At 66.5% G+C, this 20,825-nt stretch carries 18 protein-coding genes, 1 pseudogene and 1 riboswitch; of the genes and pseudogenes, 8 read left to right on the top strand and 11 right to left on the bottom strand.

Annotation, left to right across the window (positions count from 1 at the left end; translation table 11 throughout):
- The gene (locus G6N68_RS04270) at positions 1-1,359 is read right to left on the bottom strand and encodes a bifunctional o-acetylhomoserine/o-acetylserine sulfhydrylase (RefSeq protein ID WP_163708302.1); all 1,359 of its coding nucleotides are present in this window, start codon (positions 1,357-1,359) and stop codon (positions 1-3) included.
- A gap of 117 nt (positions 1,360-1,476) precedes the next feature.
- Positions 1,477-1,599: riboswitch (SAM riboswitch) on the bottom strand.
- A 147-nt stretch (positions 1,600-1,746) separates the two neighbouring features.
- Here G6N68_RS04270 and G6N68_RS04275 point away from each other — a divergent pair.
- The gene (locus tag G6N68_RS04275; RefSeq protein ID WP_163708304.1) at positions 1,747-2,982 is read left to right on the top strand and encodes an NADP-dependent isocitrate dehydrogenase; all 1,236 of its coding nucleotides are present in this window, start codon (positions 1,747-1,749) and stop codon (positions 2,980-2,982) included.
- Positions 2,983-3,000: 18 nt separating this feature from the next.
- Here G6N68_RS04275 and ephH read toward each other — a convergent pair whose 3' ends face one another.
- Positions 3,001-3,801, bottom strand: a complete 801-nt coding sequence (ephH, locus tag G6N68_RS04280; protein WP_240355663.1) for an epoxide hydrolase EphH — start codon at positions 3,799-3,801, stop codon at positions 3,001-3,003.
- 151 nt (positions 3,802-3,952) lie between these two features.
- On the opposite strand from ephH, the gene trpS reads away from it, so the two are divergent.
- Both trpS and yhjD read left to right on the top strand, forming a co-directional pair.
- On the top strand, positions 3,953-4,969 hold the full coding sequence (gene trpS / locus G6N68_RS04285) for a tryptophan--tRNA ligase (RefSeq protein WP_163708310.1): 1,017 nt from the start codon (positions 3,953-3,955) through the stop codon (positions 4,967-4,969).
- 22 nt (positions 4,970-4,991) lie between these two features.
- A complete protein-coding gene (yhjD, locus tag G6N68_RS04290) occupies positions 4,992-6,038 on the top strand; it encodes an inner membrane protein YhjD (protein ID WP_163708313.1) in 1,047 nt (348 codons plus the stop codon).
- Here yhjD and nagA read toward each other — a convergent pair.
- From nagA to dacB1, 4 genes are read right to left on the bottom strand one after another with little or no spacing between them, the layout of a single operon-like run.
- Positions 6,035-7,180 (bottom strand): N-acetylglucosamine-6-phosphate deacetylase, encoded by a 1,146-nt coding sequence (gene nagA, locus G6N68_RS04295; RefSeq protein WP_163708316.1) that lies wholly within the window; start codon positions 7,178-7,180, stop codon positions 6,035-6,037. The two genes, yhjD and nagA, sit on opposite strands and share 4 nt — an antisense overlap.
- On the bottom strand, positions 7,177-8,577 hold the full coding sequence (locus G6N68_RS04300; protein ID WP_163708318.1) for a sugar porter family MFS transporter: 1,401 nt from the start codon (positions 8,575-8,577) through the stop codon (positions 7,177-7,179). Before G6N68_RS04300 ends, nagA begins: the two co-directional genes overlap by 4 nt.
- Positions 8,578-8,590: 13 nt before the next feature.
- Positions 8,591-8,914, bottom strand: coding sequence for a hypothetical protein (locus G6N68_RS04305; RefSeq protein WP_163708321.1), 324 nt, complete (start codon positions 8,912-8,914; stop codon positions 8,591-8,593).
- Positions 8,915-8,970: 56 nt separating this feature from the next.
- Positions 8,971-10,134: a D-alanyl-D-alanine carboxypeptidase DacB1 gene (gene dacB1 / locus G6N68_RS04310; protein WP_371871672.1), complete on the bottom strand. Its 1,164-nt coding sequence runs from the start codon at positions 10,132-10,134 to the stop codon at positions 8,971-8,973.
- Positions 10,135-10,323: 189 nt separating this feature from the next.
- Here dacB1 and G6N68_RS04315 point away from each other — a divergent pair, with 189 nt between their 5' ends.
- Together G6N68_RS04315 and G6N68_RS04320 are read left to right on the top strand one after the other, a co-directional pair.
- Entirely contained in the window at positions 10,324-10,926 is a 603-nt protein-coding gene (locus G6N68_RS04315; protein WP_205351241.1) for a helix-turn-helix domain-containing protein, read from the top strand.
- Positions 10,923-13,250, top strand: a complete 2,328-nt coding sequence (locus G6N68_RS04320) for a VIT domain-containing protein (protein ID WP_163708327.1) — start codon at positions 10,923-10,925, stop codon at positions 13,248-13,250. The genes G6N68_RS04315 and G6N68_RS04320 overlap by 4 nt, the downstream gene beginning before the upstream one ends.
- A gap of 5 nt (positions 13,251-13,255) precedes the next feature.
- Here the strand turns inward: G6N68_RS04320 and G6N68_RS04325 are convergent, their stop codons facing one another.
- Positions 13,256-14,575: an aspartate aminotransferase family protein gene (locus G6N68_RS04325; protein ID WP_163708331.1), complete on the bottom strand. Its 1,320-nt coding sequence runs from the start codon at positions 14,573-14,575 to the stop codon at positions 13,256-13,258.
- Positions 14,576-14,604: 29 nt separating this feature from the next.
- Here G6N68_RS04325 and G6N68_RS04330 point away from each other — a divergent pair, with 29 nt between their 5' ends.
- Together G6N68_RS04330 and G6N68_RS04335 are read left to right on the top strand one after the other, a co-directional pair.
- The gene (locus G6N68_RS04330; RefSeq protein WP_163706403.1) at positions 14,605-14,955 is read left to right on the top strand and encodes a hypothetical protein; all 351 of its coding nucleotides are present in this window, start codon (positions 14,605-14,607) and stop codon (positions 14,953-14,955) included.
- The gene (locus G6N68_RS04335) at positions 14,952-15,851 is read left to right on the top strand and encodes a sigma-70 family RNA polymerase sigma factor (RefSeq protein WP_163708334.1); all 900 of its coding nucleotides are present in this window, start codon (positions 14,952-14,954) and stop codon (positions 15,849-15,851) included. Before G6N68_RS04330 ends, G6N68_RS04335 begins: the two co-directional genes overlap by 4 nt.
- 121 nt (positions 15,852-15,972) lie before the next feature.
- Here the strand turns inward: G6N68_RS04335 and G6N68_RS04340 are convergent.
- Positions 15,973-16,584: pseudogene (locus tag G6N68_RS04340) on the bottom strand (carboxymuconolactone decarboxylase family protein); the annotation flags it as partial.
- 155 nt (positions 16,585-16,739) lie between these two features.
- On the opposite strand from G6N68_RS04340, the gene G6N68_RS30525 reads away from it, so the two are divergent.
- The gene (locus G6N68_RS30525) at positions 16,740-17,132 is read left to right on the top strand and encodes a hypothetical protein (RefSeq protein ID WP_163718153.1); all 393 of its coding nucleotides are present in this window, start codon (positions 16,740-16,742) and stop codon (positions 17,130-17,132) included.
- Here the strand turns inward: G6N68_RS30525 and G6N68_RS04350 are convergent.
- The 3 genes from G6N68_RS04350 to sdhA all read right to left on the bottom strand — a co-directional run bounded on the left by G6N68_RS04350 (position 17,129) and on the right by sdhA (position 20,816).
- A complete protein-coding gene (locus G6N68_RS04350) occupies positions 17,129-17,983 on the bottom strand; it encodes an SCO6745 family protein (protein WP_163708339.1) in 855 nt (284 codons plus the stop codon). The two genes, G6N68_RS30525 and G6N68_RS04350, sit on opposite strands and share 4 nt — an antisense overlap.
- A 272-nt stretch (positions 17,984-18,255) precedes the next feature.
- Entirely contained in the window at positions 18,256-19,062 is an 807-nt protein-coding gene (locus G6N68_RS04355) for a succinate dehydrogenase iron-sulfur subunit (protein WP_163708342.1), read from the bottom strand.
- Entirely contained in the window at positions 19,062-20,816 is a 1,755-nt protein-coding gene (sdhA, locus tag G6N68_RS04360; RefSeq protein WP_163718155.1) for a succinate dehydrogenase flavoprotein subunit, read from the bottom strand. The genes G6N68_RS04355 and sdhA overlap by 1 nt, the downstream gene beginning before the upstream one ends.
- Positions 20,817-20,825: the final 9 nt, after the last annotated feature.

The following is a 20,825-nucleotide window of genomic DNA, read 5'->3' on the forward strand; positions in this document are numbered from 1 at the left end:
TCAGAAGGCCGCCACGGACTGCGCGTCGCCGCTGACTTTGCTCGCCTTTGCGGCGGCGGCGAAGCCCAACTCCAGGTCGGCCAGGATGTCGTCGATCCCTTCCAGGCCGACGGCCAGCCGCACCAAGCCCGGGCTGACGCCGGTGGCCAGCTGCTCGGCCGGGCTCAGCTGGGCGTGGGTGGTCGACGCCGGGTGGATGACCAGCGAGCGCACATCGCCGATGTTGGCGACGTGACTGTGCAGCTGCAGCGCGTCCACGAAGGCCTTGCCGGCCTCGACGCCGCCGGCCAGTTCGAACGCCAGCACGGCGCCGGTTCCCTTGGGCGCCAGCTTCTTTCCGAGTTCGTACCACGGCGAGCTGGGCAGGCCGGCGTAGTTGACCGACACCACGTCGTCGTGGCCCTCCAAGTACTCGGCGACGCGAAGAGCGTTGGCGACGTGGCGTTCAACCCGCAGGCTCAACGTCTCCAGACCCTGTGCCACCAGGAACGCGTTGAACGGCGATGCCGCCGAGCCGAGGTCGCGCAGCAGCTGCACGCGGGCCTTGAGGGCGAACGCGGGCGGTCCCAGCTCGGCGAACACCACGCCGTGGTAGCTGGGGTCCGGGGTGGTGAAGCCGGGGAACTTACCGTTCGTCCAGTCGAAGGTGCCGCCGTCGACAACGACACCGGCGATTGCCGAGCCGTGCCCGCCCAGGTACTTGGTGGCCGAGTGCACCACGATGTCGGCGCCTTGCGCCAACGGCTGGATCAGATACGGCGTGGCGATGGTGTTGTCGACGATCAGCGGCACCCCGTTGCTGTGCGCGACTTCAGAGACGGCCGGCGTGTTCAGCACGTCGATCTTGGGGTTGGAGATGGTCTCGCCGAAGAACGCCTTGGTGTTCGGGCGTACCGCCGCTTGCCACGAGTCCAGGTCGTCGGGGTCCTCGACGAAGCTGACTTCGATGCCGAGCTTGGGCAGCGAGTAGTGGAACAGGTTGTACGTCCCGCCGTAGAGCCGCGGGCTGGACACGATGTGGTCGCCCGCGGCGGCCAGGTTCAAGATGGCGAACGTCTCGGCGGCCTGCCCGGAGGACAGGAACAACGCGGCCACCCCGCCCTCGAGCGCGGCGATGCGCTGCTCGACGACATCCGTGGTCGGGTTGCCGATCCGGGTGTAGATGTTGCCCGGCTCCGCCAGCCCGAACAGCGCGGCGGCGTGCGCGACGTTGTCGAAGGTGTACGACGTGGTCTGGTAGATGGGCAGGGCCCGCGCATTGGTGGTCGGATCCGGTCGTTGACCTGCGTGGATCTGCTTGGTTTCGAACGACCAATGCGCGGTCGGATCGGTGTCGGGGTTATTGCTCTCACTGCTCATGAAAAGGCACTTTCTACGCGAAGGAACCGATGGTGGGCAGGACCGCACGAGGTGCGGGAGGGGGAGAAAGTGTGCACATCACGCCGCCCTGTTCTAAGTCAGGGGCCCGTCATGGCGGACCCGCGCTTGCCGTGTAGCCCTTGGGTGTGGCTACTCAACCTGGTCATCACCCGGGGCACCCCACCGCGGTTGGAGGGTTGCCGGCCAGCAAGCCGGGGCTTAACGCTGGCGCTCATGACCGATCTGAAGCCTATCGCATGGCGGCTGGTCGGTGCCAATTCGAGGGCCGAGCGGCCCGGTAAGCGCTAGTACGCTGGCCTTACGAGCAAATCTCAAGCAGGGGAGGGACTGGAGGCTGCGACCAAGATGTCCAAAAAGATGTCCAAGATGTCCAACCCAGCCAAGATCAAAGTCAAGGGCACGGTTGTCGAGCTCGACGGCGACGAGATGACGCGAGTCATCTGGAAGCTGATCAAGGACATGCTGATCCTGCCCCATCTGGACATCAACCTCGACTACTACGACCTGGGCATCGAGTTCCGTGACCGCGCCGACGACCAGGTGACCATCGACGCGGCGTACGCGATCAAGAAGCACGGCGTCGGCGTCAAGTGCGCGACCATCACCCCCGACGAAGCCCGGGTCCAGGAATTCAACCTGAAGAAAATGTGGTTGTCGCCCAACGGGACGATCCGAAACATCCTGGGCGGGACCATTTTCCGCGAGCCGATCGTAATTTCCAATGTGCCGCGGCTGGTCCCGGGATGGACCAAGCCAATCGTGATCGGCCGTCACGCATTCGGCGACCAGTACCGGGCGACGAACTTCAAGGTGGACAAACCCGGCACTGTCACACTGACTTTCACGCCGGCGGACGGCAGCGAGCCGATCGTGCACGAGGTGGTGTCCATTCCCGAGGACGGCGGGGTGGTCATGGGGATGTACAACTTCAAGCGGTCGATCCAGGACTTCGCGCGGGCGACGTTCTCCTACGGGCTGAACGCGAAATGGCCGGTGTACCTGTCGACGAAGAACACCATCCTCAAGTCCTACGACGGCATGTTCAAAGACGAGTTCCAACGCATCTACGACGAGGAGTTCAAGGAGCGGTTCGAGGAGGCCGGGCTGACCTACGAGCACCGCCTCATCGACGACATGGTCGCCGCGTGCCTGAAGTGGGAGGGCGGGTACGTCTGGGCCTGCAAGAACTACGACGGCGACGTCCAGTCGGACACCGTCGCACAGGGTTACGGCTCATTGGGGTTGATGACTTCGGTGTTGATGACGGCCGACGGCCGGACGGTAGAGGCCGAAGCCGCCCACGGCACCGTGACCCGCCATTACCGCCAGTACCAGGCCGGCCAGCCCACCTCCACCAACCCGATCGCCTCGATCTTCGCCTGGACGCGGGGGCTGGCGCACCGCGGCAAGCTGGACGACACCCCCGAGGTCGTCGAGTTCGCTCAGACCCTGGAACAGGTGGTCATCGGCACGGTGGAGAGCGGCAAGATGACCAAGGACCTCGCGATTCTGATCGGCCCGGACCAGGACTGGCTGCACACCGAAGAATTCATGCAAGCCATCTCGGACAATCTGGAAAAGGCGCTGGCTAACCGAACGTAGGCGCGGCGCGGCCGTCAGCTAGCTGGCGGGCGGTTCGATGGCTTCGGCGCCGTGCTCTACCAAGTCGTCGAGGAAGTCGAGGATCACCTCGGTGACGCGGCCGGGTGCCTCGTACATCGGCACGTGCCCGACGTTGTCGAGTTCGACGACGCGGTGGTCGTCGGGCAGGTGGTTGGTGAAGTGGCGGCTGAACCTCGGCGCGGGAATGACCCGATCCTTCTCGCAAATGACCAATTGCGCCGGGACGGCGTTCTCGGCCAGCTCCTGCAGGCCGGGTGCCATCAGCGCCTTGACCAGCAGCTGGAAGTACGCCGGGCAGTGGGCGACGTCATCGATGATGCCGCGCAGTTCACGTTCGCCGACCCCGTCGGGCGACGCGCTGATCGCGTAGGTGGCCAGCGGGCGGCTGAACGGCAGGCTCAGCACGCGTGCCCCCAACAACCAGGCCAGGATCATCAGCGGGATGCCCAGGACAAACTTGGCGATCACCTCGAACTTGGCCGGAGTCCAGCGGTGCCAACCCCCTGCCGGCGCGATGCCGATGACGCTGCGCGCCCGGCCGCGCCGCTCGAGTTCGAACGCGACCCAGCCGCCCAAGGAGTTGCCGACGATGTGGGCCGTCGGCCAACCAAGCTCGTCCATTTGGCGTTCGACGTGGTCGGCCAGCACCGAGGAGGACAGGAAGTGGGTACCCGCACGTGGTCCGCCGTTGTGGCCGGCCATGGTGGGGGCGAAAACCTCGTAGCGGCCGGTCTCGGCCAGCTGCTGGGCCACGACCTCCCACACCGACTGGGAGAGCAGGAATGGGTGCAGCAGCAGGACTGGTTCACGTTGGCCGTCATTGGCCCCCAGGTGAATGGGCGGGCGAGTCGTCACTCTCCCGACACTAAATGCGGTACCGGCGGTATCGCAAGCAGACCGGATCCGGTCCGGTCCTGGCCCGATTCGCCGTGACAAGATCGTGGGCATCATGAGCACCGCAACCGGAACGAGCCGGATTTTCTCCGGCGTACAGCCGACGTCTGATTCGCTGCACCTCGGGAACGCCCTGGGCGCCGTCGCCCAGTGGGTTGGGCTGCAGGACGACCACGACGCCTTCTTCTGCGTGGTCGACCTACACGCGATCACCATCCCGCAGGACCCCGAGGCGCTGCGCCGCCGCACGCTGATCACCGCTGCGCAATACCTGGCGCTGGGGATCGACCCGGCGCGGGCGACCATCTTTGTGCAGAGTCATGTGCCGGCGCACACCGAGTTGGCGTGGGTGCTGGGCTGCTTCACCGGCTTCGGTCAGGCATCGCGGATGACGCAGTTCAAGGACAAGTCGACGCGGCAGGGGGCCGATTCCACCACGGTCGGCCTGTTCACCTACCCGGTGCTGCAGGCCGCCGACGTGCTGGCCTATGACACCAACCTGGTGCCGGTGGGGGAGGACCAGCGCCAACATCTGGAGTTGGCGCGCGACATCGCCCAACGGTTCAACAGCCGCTTCCCGGACACCTTCGTGGTGCCCGACGTGCTCATCCCCAAGGTCACCGCGAAGATCTACGACCTGCAGGACCCGACGTCCAAGATGAGCAAGTCGGCCAGCACCGACGCCGGGCTGATCAACCTGCTCGACGATCCGGCACGGTCCGCGAAGAAGATTCGCTCCGCCGTCACCGACAGTGAGCGCGAGATCCGCTATGACGTCGAGGCCAAGCCCGGGGTGTCGAACCTGCTGAGCATCCAGTCGGCGGTCAGCGGGGTCGACATCGACACGCTCGTCGAGGGCTACGCGGGGCGCGGGTACGGAGACCTGAAGAAGGACACGGCCGAGGCAGTCGTGGAATACGTCCGCCCGATCAAGACCCGCGTCGACGAGTTGACCGCCGATCTCGCCGAACTGGAGTCCGTGCTGGCGGCCGGTGCGCAGCGCGCCACCGAGGTGGCCAGCAATACCGTGCAGCGGGTCTACGATCGGTTAGGTTTCCTGCCGCGAAGGTGACGGCACAAGGAATAGGTGGTCGATGACCGAAGCCGCGAAGCTCGGGTTCTTAGAGCGGTGGCGGATCCGGTATCCGTGGTTTGACCACGCGCTGCGCGCCGCTGCACGCTTCAGCGAGCAGAAGGGCACTTTCTTCGCGGCCGGCCTCACGTATTACACGATCTTTTCGTTGTTCCCCTTGCTGATGGTCGGTTTCGCGGTTGCCGGCTACAGCCTGTCGCGCCATCCGCAGCTGATCAAGACGCTGGAGCACAACATTCGATCCGCGGTGTCCGGCTCGCTAGGGCAGCAACTGGTCGACCTGATGAATTCGGCGATCGATGCGCGTACGTCGGTGGGCGTGATCGGGTTGGCCACCGCGGCGTGGGCGGGCCTTGGGTGGATGTATCACCTGCGCGAAGCGCTGAGCGAAATGTGGTTGCAACCCACGAATTCGGGCGGGTTCGTGCGTACCAAGCTGTCGGATCTGCTGGCCATGCTCGGCACGTTCCTGGTGATTACTTTCACCGTCGCATTGAGCGCGTTGGGTCAGACCAAGCCGATGAGGGCCGTCCTGAGATTGCTTCGCATACCTGAGTTTTCGATCTTCGACGAGATCTTCCGCGGTGTTTCGATCCTGGTCTCGGTGCTGGTGGCGTGGCTGTTGTTCTCGTGGATGATCGCCCGGTTGCCGCGCGAACCGGCCGGCTTCGTGACCTCGCTGCGCGCGGGATTCATGGCGGCCATCGGCTTCGAGTTGTTCAAGCAACTGGGCTCGATCTATCTGCAGGCGGTGGTGCGCAGCCCGGCGGGCGCCACCTTCGGGCCGGTGTTGGGGCTCATGGTGTTCACGTTCGTCACCTGGTCGCTGCTTATGTTCGCCACCGCCTGGGCCGCGACGGCCGAACCGGAGGACCCGCGCGACCGCCATGTCGACCCGCCCGCGCCCGCGATCATCAGTCCGCGAATAGAGGTCAGCCAAGGCCCCAACGCGCGTCAGACGGTTGCCGCCGCGACGCTGGGAGCAATTGGGGCGCTGGCATTCTCACGGTTTCTGCAGCCTCGTCGGCGGGGCGGACGGGGATCCTAGGCGCCGGTCTGCCACGCGCCGTGCCGCATGACCGCCCGTATCTGCAAATCCCCTTCCAGCACAACCAGATCGGCGTCATAGCCCGGCCGGAGGCTGCCCACCCGATCGAGCCGCAGCGCCCTGGCCGGCGTCGTCGAGGTGGTCTGGACCGCCGCCAGCAGCGCGGCATCGCGGTCGGTTTCAGTGTCGCCGCCCAATCCAGCGACCGCCCGGAAGAGCTGATCCATGGTGGCCGTGCTGCCGGCGATCGTCGACGTCCCGCGGACCCGTGCTACCCCTGATTCGACATCGATCGGCACTGAACCGAGCCGGTACGCCCCGTCGCCGTAACCTGCCGCCGCGATGGCATCGGTGACGACGGCGACCCGGTCGGGGCCGACCCATTGGATGACGGTGCGCACGACGTCGGGGTGGACGTGCACGCCGTCGGCGATCAATTCCACGGTCACGCGCTGGTCGGCCAACAACGCCAGCGCGGGCCCGGGCTCGCGATGATGCAGTGGCGGCATCGCGTTGAACAGGTGGGTCCCGACCGTCGCGCCCAGGGCAATCGCGTGGTGGGTCTGCTCGTAGCTGGCGTTCGTATGTCCCACTGCGACAACGACATCGGCCTCGACGAACCGTCGGATCGCAGCGTTGCTACCCGGCAGTTCCGGAGCCAGCGTCACCATGCGGACGGCGCCGTCGGCGGCGTTTAGTACGGCTTCGACCTCGGTGAGGGCCGGCGGCCGCATTTTGTTGTGGTCGTGGGCGCCGCAGCGCGCCGGGCTCAACCACGGTCCTTCTAGATGGATGCCGTCGATCAAGCCCCCCCGGGTTGCCTCGGCAAGGGCGCCCACCGCGGAGAGCAGTTCCTCCGGCCCCGCGGTGACCAGGCTGGCGAGCATCGATGTGGTGCCGTGGCCCAGATGGAACTCGGCCGCTCGCGCGGTGTCACCATCGGTGAAGGACACGCCGCCGCCACCGTGGACGTGCATGTCGACAAAGCCCGGTACCACAATGCAATTCGGAAAGTCAGCGTCGGGAACGCCGGGCGGGTCGCCGCCACCGCAGTCCAGGATCTGCGACGCCGCTATGTGGACCCACCCCGGCCGGCAGATCTGCCCGTCGATGACCGCGGTTCCTGCACGGATCACCGTCATGGGGCGTCAGACGTATCCGGCGTATCCAAAGGAGTGGGCCACTTTCCGCCGTTTTCCCAGTAGCGTCGGATTTCTTCGAGTTGTCGACCTTTGGTCTCGGGCGCGAACCGGTACACGACGACGAGGGCGACTACGGCCAACAGGCCGAATACGGTGTAAACGCCTGCACCGCCGAGTATTTGGAGCATCGGTAGGAAGAAGGCGGCGATCAGAGCATTGCCGGTCAGGTTCGCGGTGAGCATGACGCTCGACCCAATCGATCGCAGCCGAGACGGGAAGCTCTCCCCGGCGTAGACCCAGACCAGAGAACCGAACCCGAAGTTGAACCCGATGATGAACAGCAGCACGCCGCCAAAGCCGAAGACCAGCGCGAGACCGCCCGCATGGGCGGCGCCGTTGGCGAAGACGGCGACCAGCACGATATCGGCGATCGTCATCAATGCGATGCCGGACATCAGGATCGGCCGGCGGCCCATGCGATCTATCAAGAACAGCGAAACGCTCAGCGCCGCAGCCAAACCGGCCACCTGCACCATGGCCGGCAGTGCCAGCAGCGCGAAGTTGCCGTGGAATCCCATGGCCGTGAACAGGCCCGGGCTGAAATAGATGATCGCGTTGATCCCGGTGATCTGCTGCAGGAATCCCAGGGCGACAACAAACAACGTCGCCCGTAGATACGGTTGTCTCACTAGTTCGGAAAGGCCGCCGCCGGAACGGTCTTGGGTTTCCTCGGCAATGGCACGAGAGATTTCGGCCAGTTCCGCGTCGACGTTGTCCTCCGGCTCGATCCGCAGTAGCGAGCGGCGCGCGTCGTCGGTCCGTCCCTTGAGCAGGTACCAGCGCGCACTTTCGGGCATCCGCAACAACAGTGGCAGCAACAGCAGTGCGGGAACGGCGGCGAGTCCCAGCATCAAGCGCCAACTCTGCGACCCGGCCAGGAAGTAGGCGGTCACGTAGCCGAGGATGACGCCGCTGAGGGTGGCCACCTGGTAGGCGGTCAGCATCGACCCGCGCACAGCGGCCGGTGCCGACTCGGCCACGTACACCGGAGCCACCACCACGGACACGCCGATGGCGACGCCAATGAGCGCGCGTGCCGTCAACAGCATCGGCACCGACATCGAGAACGCCCCCAGCAGCGCGAACGCCGTGTAACCGAGCAGGATCAGCAGCATCGACCTCTTGCGCCCGATCGCGTTGGCCAGCACACCGGCGCCGAGCGCCCCGCCGATCTGGCCGATCACGACCATTGTGGTCAGCAGCCCCTTTTGGCTGTCCGAGGCGATGGCGAGGTCCTTGCCGACGAACAGCAGCACACCCGCGATGGTGGACAGGTCGTAGCCGTAGACGACGCCGACGCTGGCTGCGGTCAGCCCGACAAATAGTCCTTTGCGCACCCTGTAGACCCGGTCAGCAGCTGACCCGGGCCTTCAGAATTTCGATGACCTTCTCCGGATCTTCGGGCGTGATGCACGGCCGCACCTTGCGTCCCACGTTGAGGACCAGCAGCGTCTTCTTGTCGCCCCGGTGCATGTCCAAGGGGAACCAGTAGCGCGGGTCCGCCGCACCCCACCAACGGGCCTTGCCCGACATCCAGCCCATCGACTCGGCCTTGATGCCCTGGATGTCGCGGTAGGCGACCCGCTTCGCGTTAGCAAAGGGGAAGTAGTAGCGCCGAATGGTGATTCCCTCGTCATCCAGCGTCAGGCCAGCGTCCTCGTAAAGGGCAGTCATGCCCGATACGGTGACACAGCCGCGGGGGCTGGTCAATGAACCCGCCGGGCCCTGACTCAGTATTGGGCCCTGCGGTTCATCGAGCGTGCGACCAGGATCAATGCGAACACGACGATGGCACCGATCACGGCCACGCCGACACGCACCGGTAAAGCATCCGCGGGCGACATCAGCCCGGCGGCCTGGGGGTCGGTCGCCTGTCGGTCGGCGGGATTGGGCTTGCCGGGCAGCAGTGACGGGTCGGGCTCGACCAGCGAACCGATCTGGGTGCCCGGCGGCGTGCTGAATCCGTAATCGAGGAGGTGCGCCGCTTGTTCCCACGGCGGGATCGGCAGCCGGGTGCCGTGCAGCAGCACCGCCACCAGCCGTCGGCCGTTGCGGTTGGCCGCGCCGACGAAGGTCTGGCCGGCGTCGTCGGTGTAACCGGTCTTGCCGCCCATGGCGCCCGGATAGTTGTAGAGCAGCTTGTTGTCGTTTTCCAGCTCGTAGCCGGGGTGGTCGCCGTGGCCGGGGAAGTCGAACGTGCGGGTGGCGACGATGTCGGCGAAGACGGGGTTCTTCCAGGCGTACCTGTAGAACAGGGCCATGTCGTAGGCCGACGTGCTCATGCCCGGTCCATCCAATCCCGATGGCGTGGCCACCCGGGTGTCGCGGCCGCCGAGCTTGGCGGCGAGCACGTTGAGCTTCTCCAGCGCGGCCTCCATGCCGCCGAGTTGCCTGGCCAAGGCGTGTGCGGCGTCATTGCCGGAATGCATCATCAGGCCGTGCAGCAGCTGGTTGATGGTGTACGTGCCGCCCGGCCCGACGCCGACCTGCGTGCCTTCGGCCGCCTCGTCGTCCTCGGTTCCCTCCACCGTCTTGTTGAGGTTGAAGGTGTTGATGGTGGCCATCGCGACCAGCACCTTGATGATGCTGGCGGGACGGTGCCGGCCATGGGGGTCCTTTGCGGCGATCACGGCGCCGCTGTCCAGATCCGCCACCAGCCACGCCTCGGCGGAGATGTCATTGGGTACCGGAGGCGTGTCGGGCGCGGTGATGATGCCGCAGCCGCCCAGTGCGCTGCCGCCGACCGGGGTCGCCGGGACCGCCAATGGCAGTGGCGGATCACCGGCTTGGGGAACCTCTGACGAGTCCACCGCGGGCGGAGTGGTGACCCGGTAGGGGCAGTTTGTGGATGAGCCGTTGGCCACGGGGGTGGGGTCGGCCAAGGCGATCGGCATTCCCAGCGTGACCGGCCCGGCCAGCAGGAATGCCGCTGCCGCCAGGCCCGCGCCGCGAGACAGAGACCGTGAGAAAAGCATCGCTGAGCAGACTAGGCGATCCAGGTGGCAAACGCAGGTTGGCACGCTGTGACTAGTGTGACTGATGTTATTTGACAGTGTCTGATATGTGTATGACACTGTCAATCAATGGAATCACTGCTGACGCTCTCCGAGTTCGCCGCCGCGGCCGCCGACGCGGTCCAGGCGTCCGGCGCCGTGCCCGAGAATCGTCAGGCCAAGCCGATCCCGGCCGAGCGGATGATCCGCTACTACACCGCGCGCGGCCTGCTGCCGCGTCCGGGAAATCGGGGTCGTGCGCTCACCTACGGCCGGAAACACTTGGTGAGCCTCGTTGCCATCAAGCGGTTGCAGGGTCAGGGACTCTCGCTCGACGAGATCGGCCGGCGCCTGGCGGGTCTGTCGCCGGCGGAACTGGAAGCGCTGGCCGCCATCCCGCCCGGCGCGATCCCGGCCGATTTGGGCGACCCCGAACCGCTCCCGGAGCCGTCGCGCGCCGCGGGGCGGTTCTGGGAGACCGTTCCGGAAGTGGTGGCGGAACCGCCTGCACCGGACGGGCCCGCTGCGGCTGCTGAGCCCTCTGGGCCTGCCGTCACCAGCCTGCAGGCCGTCCGGCTTTCCGACACTGTCACCTTGCTCATCGACGGGCCGCTTCCCGAACTCGACGCGCTGCGCCGCGCGGCTGCGCCGCTGTTGGACCTACTGGACAATCGACGAAAGGACGCCCAGTGAACGCTCAGTTGCTCCCCATCATCGCCGCGGAGGCCATCCCCGGCCCGGGGCCGACGTGCGGCGAGTTGAGCTCGGCCGAGGGCGTTCGGCTGCCGCTCAAGGCTGTCGACGTCGACACCGTCATCGTCGGCATGACCGCGACCTCGACCGTGCGACAGCGGTTCGTCAACAACCTCGACACCGCCCTCGAGGCCACGTACGTGTTCCCGTTGCCCGCGCGGGCCGGGGTGACCGACTTCGTGGCCGACCTGGCCGGGCGACGCGTGGTCGGCGTGCTCAAGGAGCGTGGGGAGGCGCGAGCCGACTACGAGCAGGCGCTGGTCTCGGGTCAGCGCGCGGCGATCGTCGAGGAGGACCGCTCGGATGTGTTCTCGGTGCGGGTGGGCAACCTCGGCCCCGGTGAAGAGGCCACCATCGAGATGCGGCTGACGGGGCCGCTGGCGTTCGAAGACGGCGAGGCGACGTTCCGTTTCCCGCTCGTGGTCGCGCCGCGCTACACCACCGGCACCCCGCTGTCCGGCGACCGGACCGGCGGCGGCGAGGCCCCCGACACCGACGCCGTTCCGGATGCGTCACGGGTGACCCCGCCCCGGCTTGGCGACGGTGACGAGCGGCCGGACCTGCAGATCTCGCTGACGGTGGACGGCGGCGGTTTCGCGGTGTCGGACTTGCGGTCGTCCCTGCCGACCGCCGTGCTCGACTCGGATGGGGTGACCCGACTGGAGTTGCAGCCGGGTCTGCGAGCCGACCAGGACTTCATCTTGCGGTTCCGCGTCGACCGGACGGAGTTGTCGTCGTCGGCGCTGCTGGTCCCCGACACCGAAGGTGACGAAGGTACATGGTCGGTGACGCTGTTGCCGCCCGCCGAAACATCCAGCGCTCCACGCGATGTCGTTGTCGTACTGGACCGTTCCGGGTCGATGCACGGCTGGAAGATGATCGCGGCGCGACGGGCTGCGGGGCGCATCGTCGACATGCTCGACACCGCCGACAGGTTCTGTGTGATCGCCTTCGACGACCGGGTTGATACTCCCGACGCGCTGCCCAACCGGCTCGTCGAGGCCACTGACCGCAACCGGTTTGCCGCGGCGTCGTGGTTGGGCTCGCTGCAGAGTCGCGGCGGCACGGAGATGGCCGAACCGTTGCGGATGGCCTTCCGGCTGCTGGCCAATGCGGACCAAGGCCGTTGCGCCAGCGTTGTTTTGGTGACTGACGGGCAGATCAGCGGTGAGGACCATTTGCTTCGCTCGCTTGCCACGATCGCCGGGCGGACCCGCACCTACTGCGTGGGGATCGACCGCGCCGTCAACGCCGGCTTCCTCGACCGGCTCGCCAGCATGAACAGTGGCCGAGTCGAGTTGGTCGAATCCGAGGACCGCCTCGACGAGGCAATGGGCAGGTTGGCCCGCACCATAGGCCGTCCGACGCTGACCGACGTGCGGGTGAGCGCAGACGGGGTCGAGATCATCGACGGCACCGTCACCCCAGGCCGCGCGCCCGACGCCTTTGCCGGGGTGCCGTGTGTGATTTCCGGGCGCTACCGAGGATCTGCGGCTGGTGCTTCGCTTCGCGTCGCGGCCGACGCCTCGACCGGGCCGTTCGCGGTCACGGTGCCGGCCAAGACCGCGCCCGAAGCCATTGCTGTGCAAACGATCTGGGCACGATCTCTGGTCCGTGACATGGAGGACGACTACGCGTCGGGCCGTGGCGACACGGAGTTGGCCGTACAATTGGTGGCGCACTCGATCCGATTCGGGGTGCTGTCGCGGTTCACCGCATTCGTCGCCGTCGACCCCGAGCGCACCGACGCCGGACCGCTCACCGAGGTGATGCAGCCCGTCGAGCAGCCCGCTGGTTGGGCGATGCTGGCCGCGGCAGCGCCGACCACTGGAGCGTTCCCCATGGCCGCGCCAATGGGCGCGCCTCCGGCTGCGGCTGGGGTGCCTTTCGTCGGCACCGCTCGCCACCGCAGGACCGCCCCGGAGTTTGACGGCGGGGCACTGGATCCGCTCGCAAAACGCATGGCGCCCAAGCTGACTCAGCCGACTCGGCCGGCTCTGAAGGATGTGCTCAAGGCGGTGGAGAAGGCGGTCGGTCACGACGAGACGGGACTGTCCGGCTTCTTGCAACAACTCGAGGCCGAACGCGCAGCCACTTCCGATCCGGCGTTGGAGGCAGCTCTGGAGAACCTTTGCGACGCACTGCGGGCATATGTGTCGAGCCCGAGTGACGCGGGCGCGAGGCAAGTGCGGGAGGCCGTCGCGGAGGTGAAGAAAGCCCTGAAACACGTTCGGGCGGGCCGAAAGCTGCGCTTCTGGGAGTAGTCAGGTCATGCCTGCGAGAGCACACCGCGCAGGATCGATTCGATGGCGTCGAATTCGGCTTGAGTGCTGATCAGCGGAGGGGCGAGCTGAATGACGGCGTCGCCACGGTCGTCGGTGCGGCAGTACAAGCCGGCTTCGAAGAGCGACTTGGACACGTGGCGCAGCAGCGAGGCGCGCTCGTCATCGGTGAACTTCTCCTTGCCGGCCTGATCTTTGACCAACTCGATGCCGAAGAAGAACCCTTCGCCGCGTACGTCGCCGACGATGGGCAGGTCGTAAAGCTTTTCCAGCGTGGCGCGCAGTGCGGGAGAGTTTTGCTTGACGTGTTCGTTGAGGCCTTCACGTTCGAAGATGTCGAGGTTGGCCAAGGCGACGGCCGCCGAAACCGGGTGGCCGCCGAAGGTGTAACCGTGCCGGAAGGTCGTTTTGCCGTCGTTGAATGGCTCAAAGACCTTGTCACTGGCGATCATTGCGCCTAATGGCGAGTAACCCGACGTCATGCCCTTGGCGCAGGTGATCATGTCGGGCACATAGCCGAAGTCGTCGCAGGCGAACATCGATCCGATCCGGCCGAACGCGCAGATCACCTCGTCGGAAACCAGGAGCACGTCGTACTCGTCGCAGATTTCCCGCACCCGCTCGAAATAGCCCGGGGGCGGCGGGTACGAGCCGCCGGCGTTCTGGACGGGTTCGAGGAAGACCGCGGCGACGGTGTCGGGCCCTTCGAACTCGATCGCCTCGGCGATCCGGTCGGCGGCCCATTGGCCGAACGCCTTGATGTCCGTGTGGAACGGCTCCGGAGCCCGGTAGAAGTTGGTGTTGGGCACCCGGAAGCCGCCCGGCGCCAACGGCTCAAACGCTTCCTTGTACTTCGGTAGGCCGGTGATCGACAGGGCACCCTGCGTGGTTCCGTGATAGGCGATGGCGCGCGAAATCACTTTGTACTTATTGGGTTTGCCGACGAGCTTGAAGTATTGCTTGGCGACCTTCCACGCGGTTTCGACGGCCTCGGTGCCGCCGTTGGTGAAGAAAACCCGGTTCAGGTCGCCTGGCGCGTAGTGCGCTAGACGCTCGGCGAGTTCGATTGCCGGCGGCGTCGCGTGACCCCACAGCGGGAAGAACGCCAGTTTCTCGGCTTGGCGCGCGGCGGCCTCGGCCAGTTCGGTGCGGCCGTGGCCGACCTGCACGACGAACAGACCCGACAGCGCGTCGAGGTAACTCTTGCCGCGGTCGTCGAAGATGGTGACGCCTTCGCCGCGGGTGATGACGGGCGGCGTGATGCCGTTGCCGTGCTGGGCGAAATGGAGCCAAAGGTTGTTAGTCATGGTGATCGCGATGCTAGCCGCTTGGCTGGATGGCGCGGCTCCTTACTCGCGCCGTCCCGGCGCTCGCCGTCGCCGCGCTCGGTTGGATGGCGCGGCTCCTTACTCGCGCCGTCCCGGCGCTCGCCGTCGCCGCGCTCGGTTGGATGGCGCGGCTCCTTACTCGCGCCGTCCCGGCGCTCGCCGTCGCCGCGCTCGGTTGGATGGCGCGGCTCCTTACTCGCGCCGTCCCGGCGCTCGCCGTCGCCGCGCTCGGTTGGATGGCGCGGCTCCTTACTCGCGCCGTCCCGGCGCTCGCCGTCGCCGCGCTCGGTTGGATGGCGCGGCTCCTTACTCGCGCCGTCCCGGCGCTCGCCGTCGCCGCGCTAGGCTCGCGACTATGACGGTGGTAGCCGAGTTCGAGGAGCTGCGACCTCATCTCATGTCGGTCGCATATCGGCTGACTGGCACCGTGGCAGATGCCGAAGACATCGTCCAGGAGGCATGGCTTCGTTGGGACGGCCAGGAATCGCAGATCGAAGACCCGCGGGCGTGGCTCACCACCGTCGTCAGCCGGCTAGGCCTGGACAAGCTGCGCTCGGCCGCGCACCGGCGGGAGACCTACACCGGCAACTGGCTACCCGAGCCCGTCGTCACCGGCTTCGACAGTGGCGATCCGCTGTCGGCAGTGGTGGCCAATGAGGATGCCCGGTTCGCGGCGATGGTGGTGTTGGAGCGACTAACCCCCGATCACCGAGTGGCGTTCGTGCTGCACGACGGGTTCTCGGTGCCGTTCTCCGAAATCGCCGAGGTATTGGGCGTCAGCGAAGCGTCCGCGCGGCAACTGGCGTCGCGCGCCCGCAAGGCTGTCGCATCCGCGCCCCCGCCCGAACCTGACCGCGCTCACAACGAGGTGGTCGGCAAGTTGATGGCTGCCATGGCCGCCGGGGACATCGACGCCGTGGTATCGCTCCTGCACCCCGACGTGACGTTCACCGGCGACTCGGACGGCAAGGTGGCGACGGCCGTCCAGGTCATCCGCGGCGCCGACAAGGTGGTTCGGTTCATGCTCGGCCTGGCCAACCGCTACGGCGATGCCTTCTACACATCCCACCAGCTGGCGCTGATCAACGGTGAACTGGGTTCTTACACACCGGGTTTCGATGCAGCGGAAGGCAGGAAGCCGATGCCGCCGCGCATTACCGCGATGACGGTGCGCGACGGAAAGGTGGTCGCGCTGTGGGACATTGCCAATCCCGACAAGTTCACCGGCTCGCCGCTTAGGGCGTCGGAGGCGTAGTGGCTCGCCACGGGGTCGCGCCGCGAGCGCGCCCATATGTACGCGACACACCGGTGAAACGCGTACATTTGCGCGCGCTCGTGGGAGGCGCGCCGCGCTCGGGGTGGGGTTCGCGCCCCCTTCACTCGCGCTCGGCGGAAACCTCGGTGGCCCAAGGAACCCGGCAGGCGTCACCGGAATTGAAGCCCTGCTCGGTGATGCCGAGTGCCGCGTACATCCGCGCGCGCATGTTCTCCACACCGATTTGGTAGCTCAGCTCGACCACGCCGGCATCGCCGAAGCGGGCGCGTAGATCGGCAACCTGCTCGTCGGTGACCGAATGCGGGTCGGTGGTCATGGCGTCGGCGTAGGCGATGGCGGCGCGCTCGTCGTCAGTGAAGTGCGGCGAGGTGGCGTAGTTGTCGATGTCCTTGAGCCGCTCCATGTCGAGGCCTTCGAGACGCTGCAGCATGGACCCGAAGTCCACGCACCATGAGCAGCCGATGGTGCGGGCCGTCCAGAACACCGCCAGCTCGCGCACGCTGACCGGAAGTGTCTGCGACGCTCGCTGCAGCAAGGTTTCGTGCACCGCATTCGCCATTAGCAAGCGGGGATGATGCGCGGCGACGGAGAATGGTTCCGGGACCTCCCCGAAGCGTCGTTTGGCGACGCGGTACATGAGGCGGGTCAGGAACCCGGCGCGGTCGGGGGACAGGGGTTGGATGCGTGTTTTCTGTGTCATGCCCATCAGACGAGACAGCCCGCCGATCTGTGACATGCGGTCCAAGAATTTTCCAAGAATCCATCAAGAATCCGACAAGTAGCACGTCAGAGGCTCTGTACGTGACTTACGAAACGGCTTCCTACTGGACCTTCACCGAACTCCCGCGGCCGCAGGACATCGAGGACATGGCACACGCCGAGGTGCTGGTTGCCGATTCGCGGTTGGACCAGAGCCTGATCCGCGCCGCCGTCGACGAGGTTTTCGAAGCCAACCCCACCCTGGGGGCGGTATTCGAACCCTGGTGTGACCGCTGGATGGCGCGTCCGGGGGGTTCATGGGCCTGGGCGGTGGAGCCGCCCGGTGCCACGGTCGCCGAGGTCATCGCACGTCAGCGCGCAGCCTTCGACATGCGCCTCGGCAGATTGTTCGGCGTTTCGCTGCTGCCCGGGACTCCCGACCGGCTGGTGCTCACGGCCAGTCACCTGTGCGTGGACGGCGAGTCGTGGCAGGCCGTGGTTGAGGAGGTCGTGACGGCCTATGACGCGGGCCAGCTGGAACCCGAACCCGCGCGGATCTAGAAGTCGCGCCGAATGCTCATCGGTGTGACGTCGGGTATGTCGGCTCCAGCCTGCCGCGCGATCGGCGTCAGCGCCTGAAACAACGTTTCGAGTTCGTCGTCGTCGAGACCGTCGAACACATGCAGTGCGAGCGTGTCGGTGACCGTTTCGATCTGTTCCTTGAATTGGCGTCCCGCGGATGTCAGCGAGCCATCCTCGTCTAGAAGGCCACGAGCAGCCAGGCTCTGCGCGCACGCACTCCATTCGGCGTCGTCGTAGTGACGAGACCGCATCAGGTATTCCTTCGGCACTCCGGCGCCCGCGCCGTGCAGCACGTTGGATTCCCGCCCGGATACACCGGCGGCGGCCAGCACCGCCACGTGGCCATCACCGCGGTGCTCGCGCAGCAGCGTCGTCGCGTGCCACAGCGCGGCCACCGGATCGTCCGGCCACGGCAAGGCGCGGTTGGCCGCGAACAGCGTCCGACCGTCGACCGCCGCACCCTGTACCGCGCGGGCGGCCAATTGTGCTGCGGTGCGAACATTTTCGTCATCGGTAACGCCACAGCGCCGCAACGCCGCCACCGCGGAATCTTCGCGGGCCCGCAATGCTTGCTCACGGCTGGCGATCTCCCATGCCGCCGGAATGGCCTTGGCTACCCGCGCCGGGGCGAAGTTGTAGAAGACGGCCGTCACGACCTCGGGCGGGACCCGACCCAAGGGTGCGGACCGTGCTGCGAAGTAGCCCATGAAGAAGCCGCGATAGCCGAGGTCGTCGAAAGCCTTGCGCGCTTCCGGCGCGAAGTACGTGACGGCATGGATGGGCTCGAAGCGGTCATAGAACTGCCGAGCCAGTTCAGGTGTCCGTTGCATTTCTGCAGCTAAGCACTTTTCACTCATCACCCTGATGGTGGGGGTTGATACGGCCTACTGCCCGGCGGGGGATAGTTCGTCGGCGGATACGGGCTGCGGGGTGGCGGTGGGTAGTAACCCTGAGGCGGCGGGGGATACCCGGGCCGAGGATAGCCAGGCGGGGGTGTGCCCGGTGGTGGGTAGTACTGCGGAGGTGATACGGCTGGCTACGAGGATCTTGCGTCTGCTCGCGTCGTTCTCGCGGGCCTCGCGGGGGTAAGGCGCGCTGCCGATTAACGCGAGAACATCAGGGCGCGTTTGACCTCTTGGATCGCCTTGGTGACCTCGATGCCGCGCGGGCAGGACTCGGTGCAGTTGAACGTGGTCCGGCAGCGCCACACGCCGTCAACTTCGTTGAGGATGTCGAGCCGCTCGCCGGCGGCCTCGTCGCGACTGTCGAAGATGAACCGGTGCGCGTTGACGATCGCCGCCGGGCCGAAGTAGCTGCCCTCGTTCCAGAACACCGGGCAGCTGGTGGTGCAGCATGCGCACAGGATGCACTTGGTGGTGTCGTCGTAGCGGGCGCGGTCGGTGGGGCTTTGGATCCGTTCCCGCGTGGGCGGGTTGCCGCTGGTGACCAGGTACGGCTTGATCGCGCGGTAGGCGTCGAAGAACGGCTCCATGTCGACCACCAGGTCCTTCTCGACCGGCAGCCCGCGAATCGGCTCGACCGTGACGGTCAACTTCTTGCCGGGCTTCTTGGGCAGCAGGTCACGCATCAGCACCTTGCAGGCCAGCCGGTTGACGCCATTGATGCGCATGGCGTCCGACCCGCACACGCCGTGGGCGCAGGAGCGGCGGAAGGTCAACGTCCCGTCCAGGTAACCCTTGACGTAGAGCAGCAGGTTGAGCAGCCGGTCGGTGGGCAGGCACGGCACCCGGAAGCTCTGCCAGCCGCCGGTAGCGGCGAAACGCTCGGGGTCGTCGGGGTTGTACCGGGCGATCTTGAGCGTCACCATCACCGCGCCGTCCGGAACCGGAGGCAACGGCTGCTGCAGCGTCTCGACCTCGACAGTGTCGCCAGCGGGCTCAGCGCTCATCAGTACTTCCGTTCCTTCGGCTCGTAGCGGGTCTGCACGACGGGCTTGAAGTCCAGCCTGATGTCGCTGAGCAGGTCGGTGCCCTCCTTGTACGCCATGGTGTGCCGCATGTAGTTGACGTCGTCGCGGTTTGGATAGTCCTCGCGGGCATGCCCGCCGCGGGATTCCTTGCGGTTCAACGCGCCAACAACGGTGACCTCGGCCAGCTCCAGCAGGAAGCCCAGTTCGATGGCTTCCAGTAGGTCGCTGTTGAAGCGTTTGCCTTTGTCTTGCACGGTGATTCGCGAGTAGCGCTCCTTCAACGCGTGGATGTCGGTGAGCGCCTGCTTCAGGGTCTCCTCGGTGCGGAACACCGCGGCATTGTTGTCCATCGACTGTTGCAGCGCGCTGCGGATATCCGCGACGCGCTCGTTGCCGTGCTCGGACAAGATGTCGCTGACCCAGCCGACGACCATTTTTTCCGGATGGGGAGGCATGTCGGTGAAGTCGTTGTACTGGGCGTAAGTGGAAGCCGCGAGGCCGGCCCGTCGACCGAACACGTTGATGTCAAGCAGCGAGTTGGTGCCCAGCCGGTTGGCACCGTGCACGGACACGCAGGCACATTCGCCGGCCGCGTACAGGCCGGGGACGGTGTTGGTGTTGTCGCGCAGCACCTGGCCGCCGACGGTGGTGGGGATGCCGCCCATCAGGTAGTGGCACGTCGGGTACACCGGGACTAATTCGGTGACCGGGTCCACCCCGAGGTAGGTGCGGGCGAATTCGGTGATGTCGGGCAGTTTGGATTCCAGCACGTCCTCGCCGAGGTGCCGGACGTCGATGTGGACGTAGTCCTTGTGCGGACCGCAACCGCGTCCCTCCAGGACCTCCAACACCATTGAGCGGGCGACGATGTCGCGGGGTGCCAGGTCGACGATGGTCGGGGCGTAGCGCTCCATGAACCGCTCGCCGTCGGCATTGAGCAGCCGGCCACCCTCGCCGCGGACGGCCTCGGAGATCAGGATGCCCAGCCCGGCCAGACCGGTCGGGTGGAACTGGTGAAACTCCATGTCCTCCAAGGGAAGTCCCTTGCGGAACACGATCCCGATGCCGTCACCGGTCAGCGTGTGCGCATTGGAGGTGGTCTTGTACATCCGGCCCGAGCCGCCCGTCGCCAGCACCACGGCCTTGGCATGGAACACGTGGATGTCCCCGGTGGCCAGTTCATAAGCCACCACCCCGGTGGCCACCGGCCCGGTCGGGGTCTGGGTGAGTACCAGGTCGAGCGCGTAGAACTCGTTGAAGAACTGCACATCGTGCTTGACGCAGTTCTGATACAGCGTCTGCAGGATCATGTGGCCGGTGCGGTCGGCCGCGTAGCACGCGCGGCGCACCGGGGCCTTGCCGTGCTCGCGGGTGTGCCCGCCGAAGCGGCGCTGGTCGATGCGGCCCTCAGGGGTGCGGTTGAACGGCATCCCCATCTTTTCCAGGTCGAGCACCGCGTCGATGGCCTCTTTGCACATGATCTCGACGGCGTCCTGGTCAGCCAGGTAGTCGCCACCCTTGACGGTGTCGAACGTATGCCACTCCCAGTTGTCGTCTTCGACGTTGGCCAGCGCGGCGCACATGCCGCCCTGCGCGGCGCCGGTGTGGCTTCGGGTGGGATAGAGCTTGGTCAGCACCGCCGTGCGAACACGTGGGCCGGCCTCCACGGCGGCACGCATCCCGGCACCCCCGGCGCCGACGATCACAACGTCGTATCGGTGTTGCTGTATCACCGCCGCCAC

This window comes from Mycobacterium bourgelatii (assembly GCF_010723575.1).
GTDB lineage: Bacteria > Actinomycetota > Actinomycetes > Mycobacteriales > Mycobacteriaceae > Mycobacterium > Mycobacterium bourgelatii.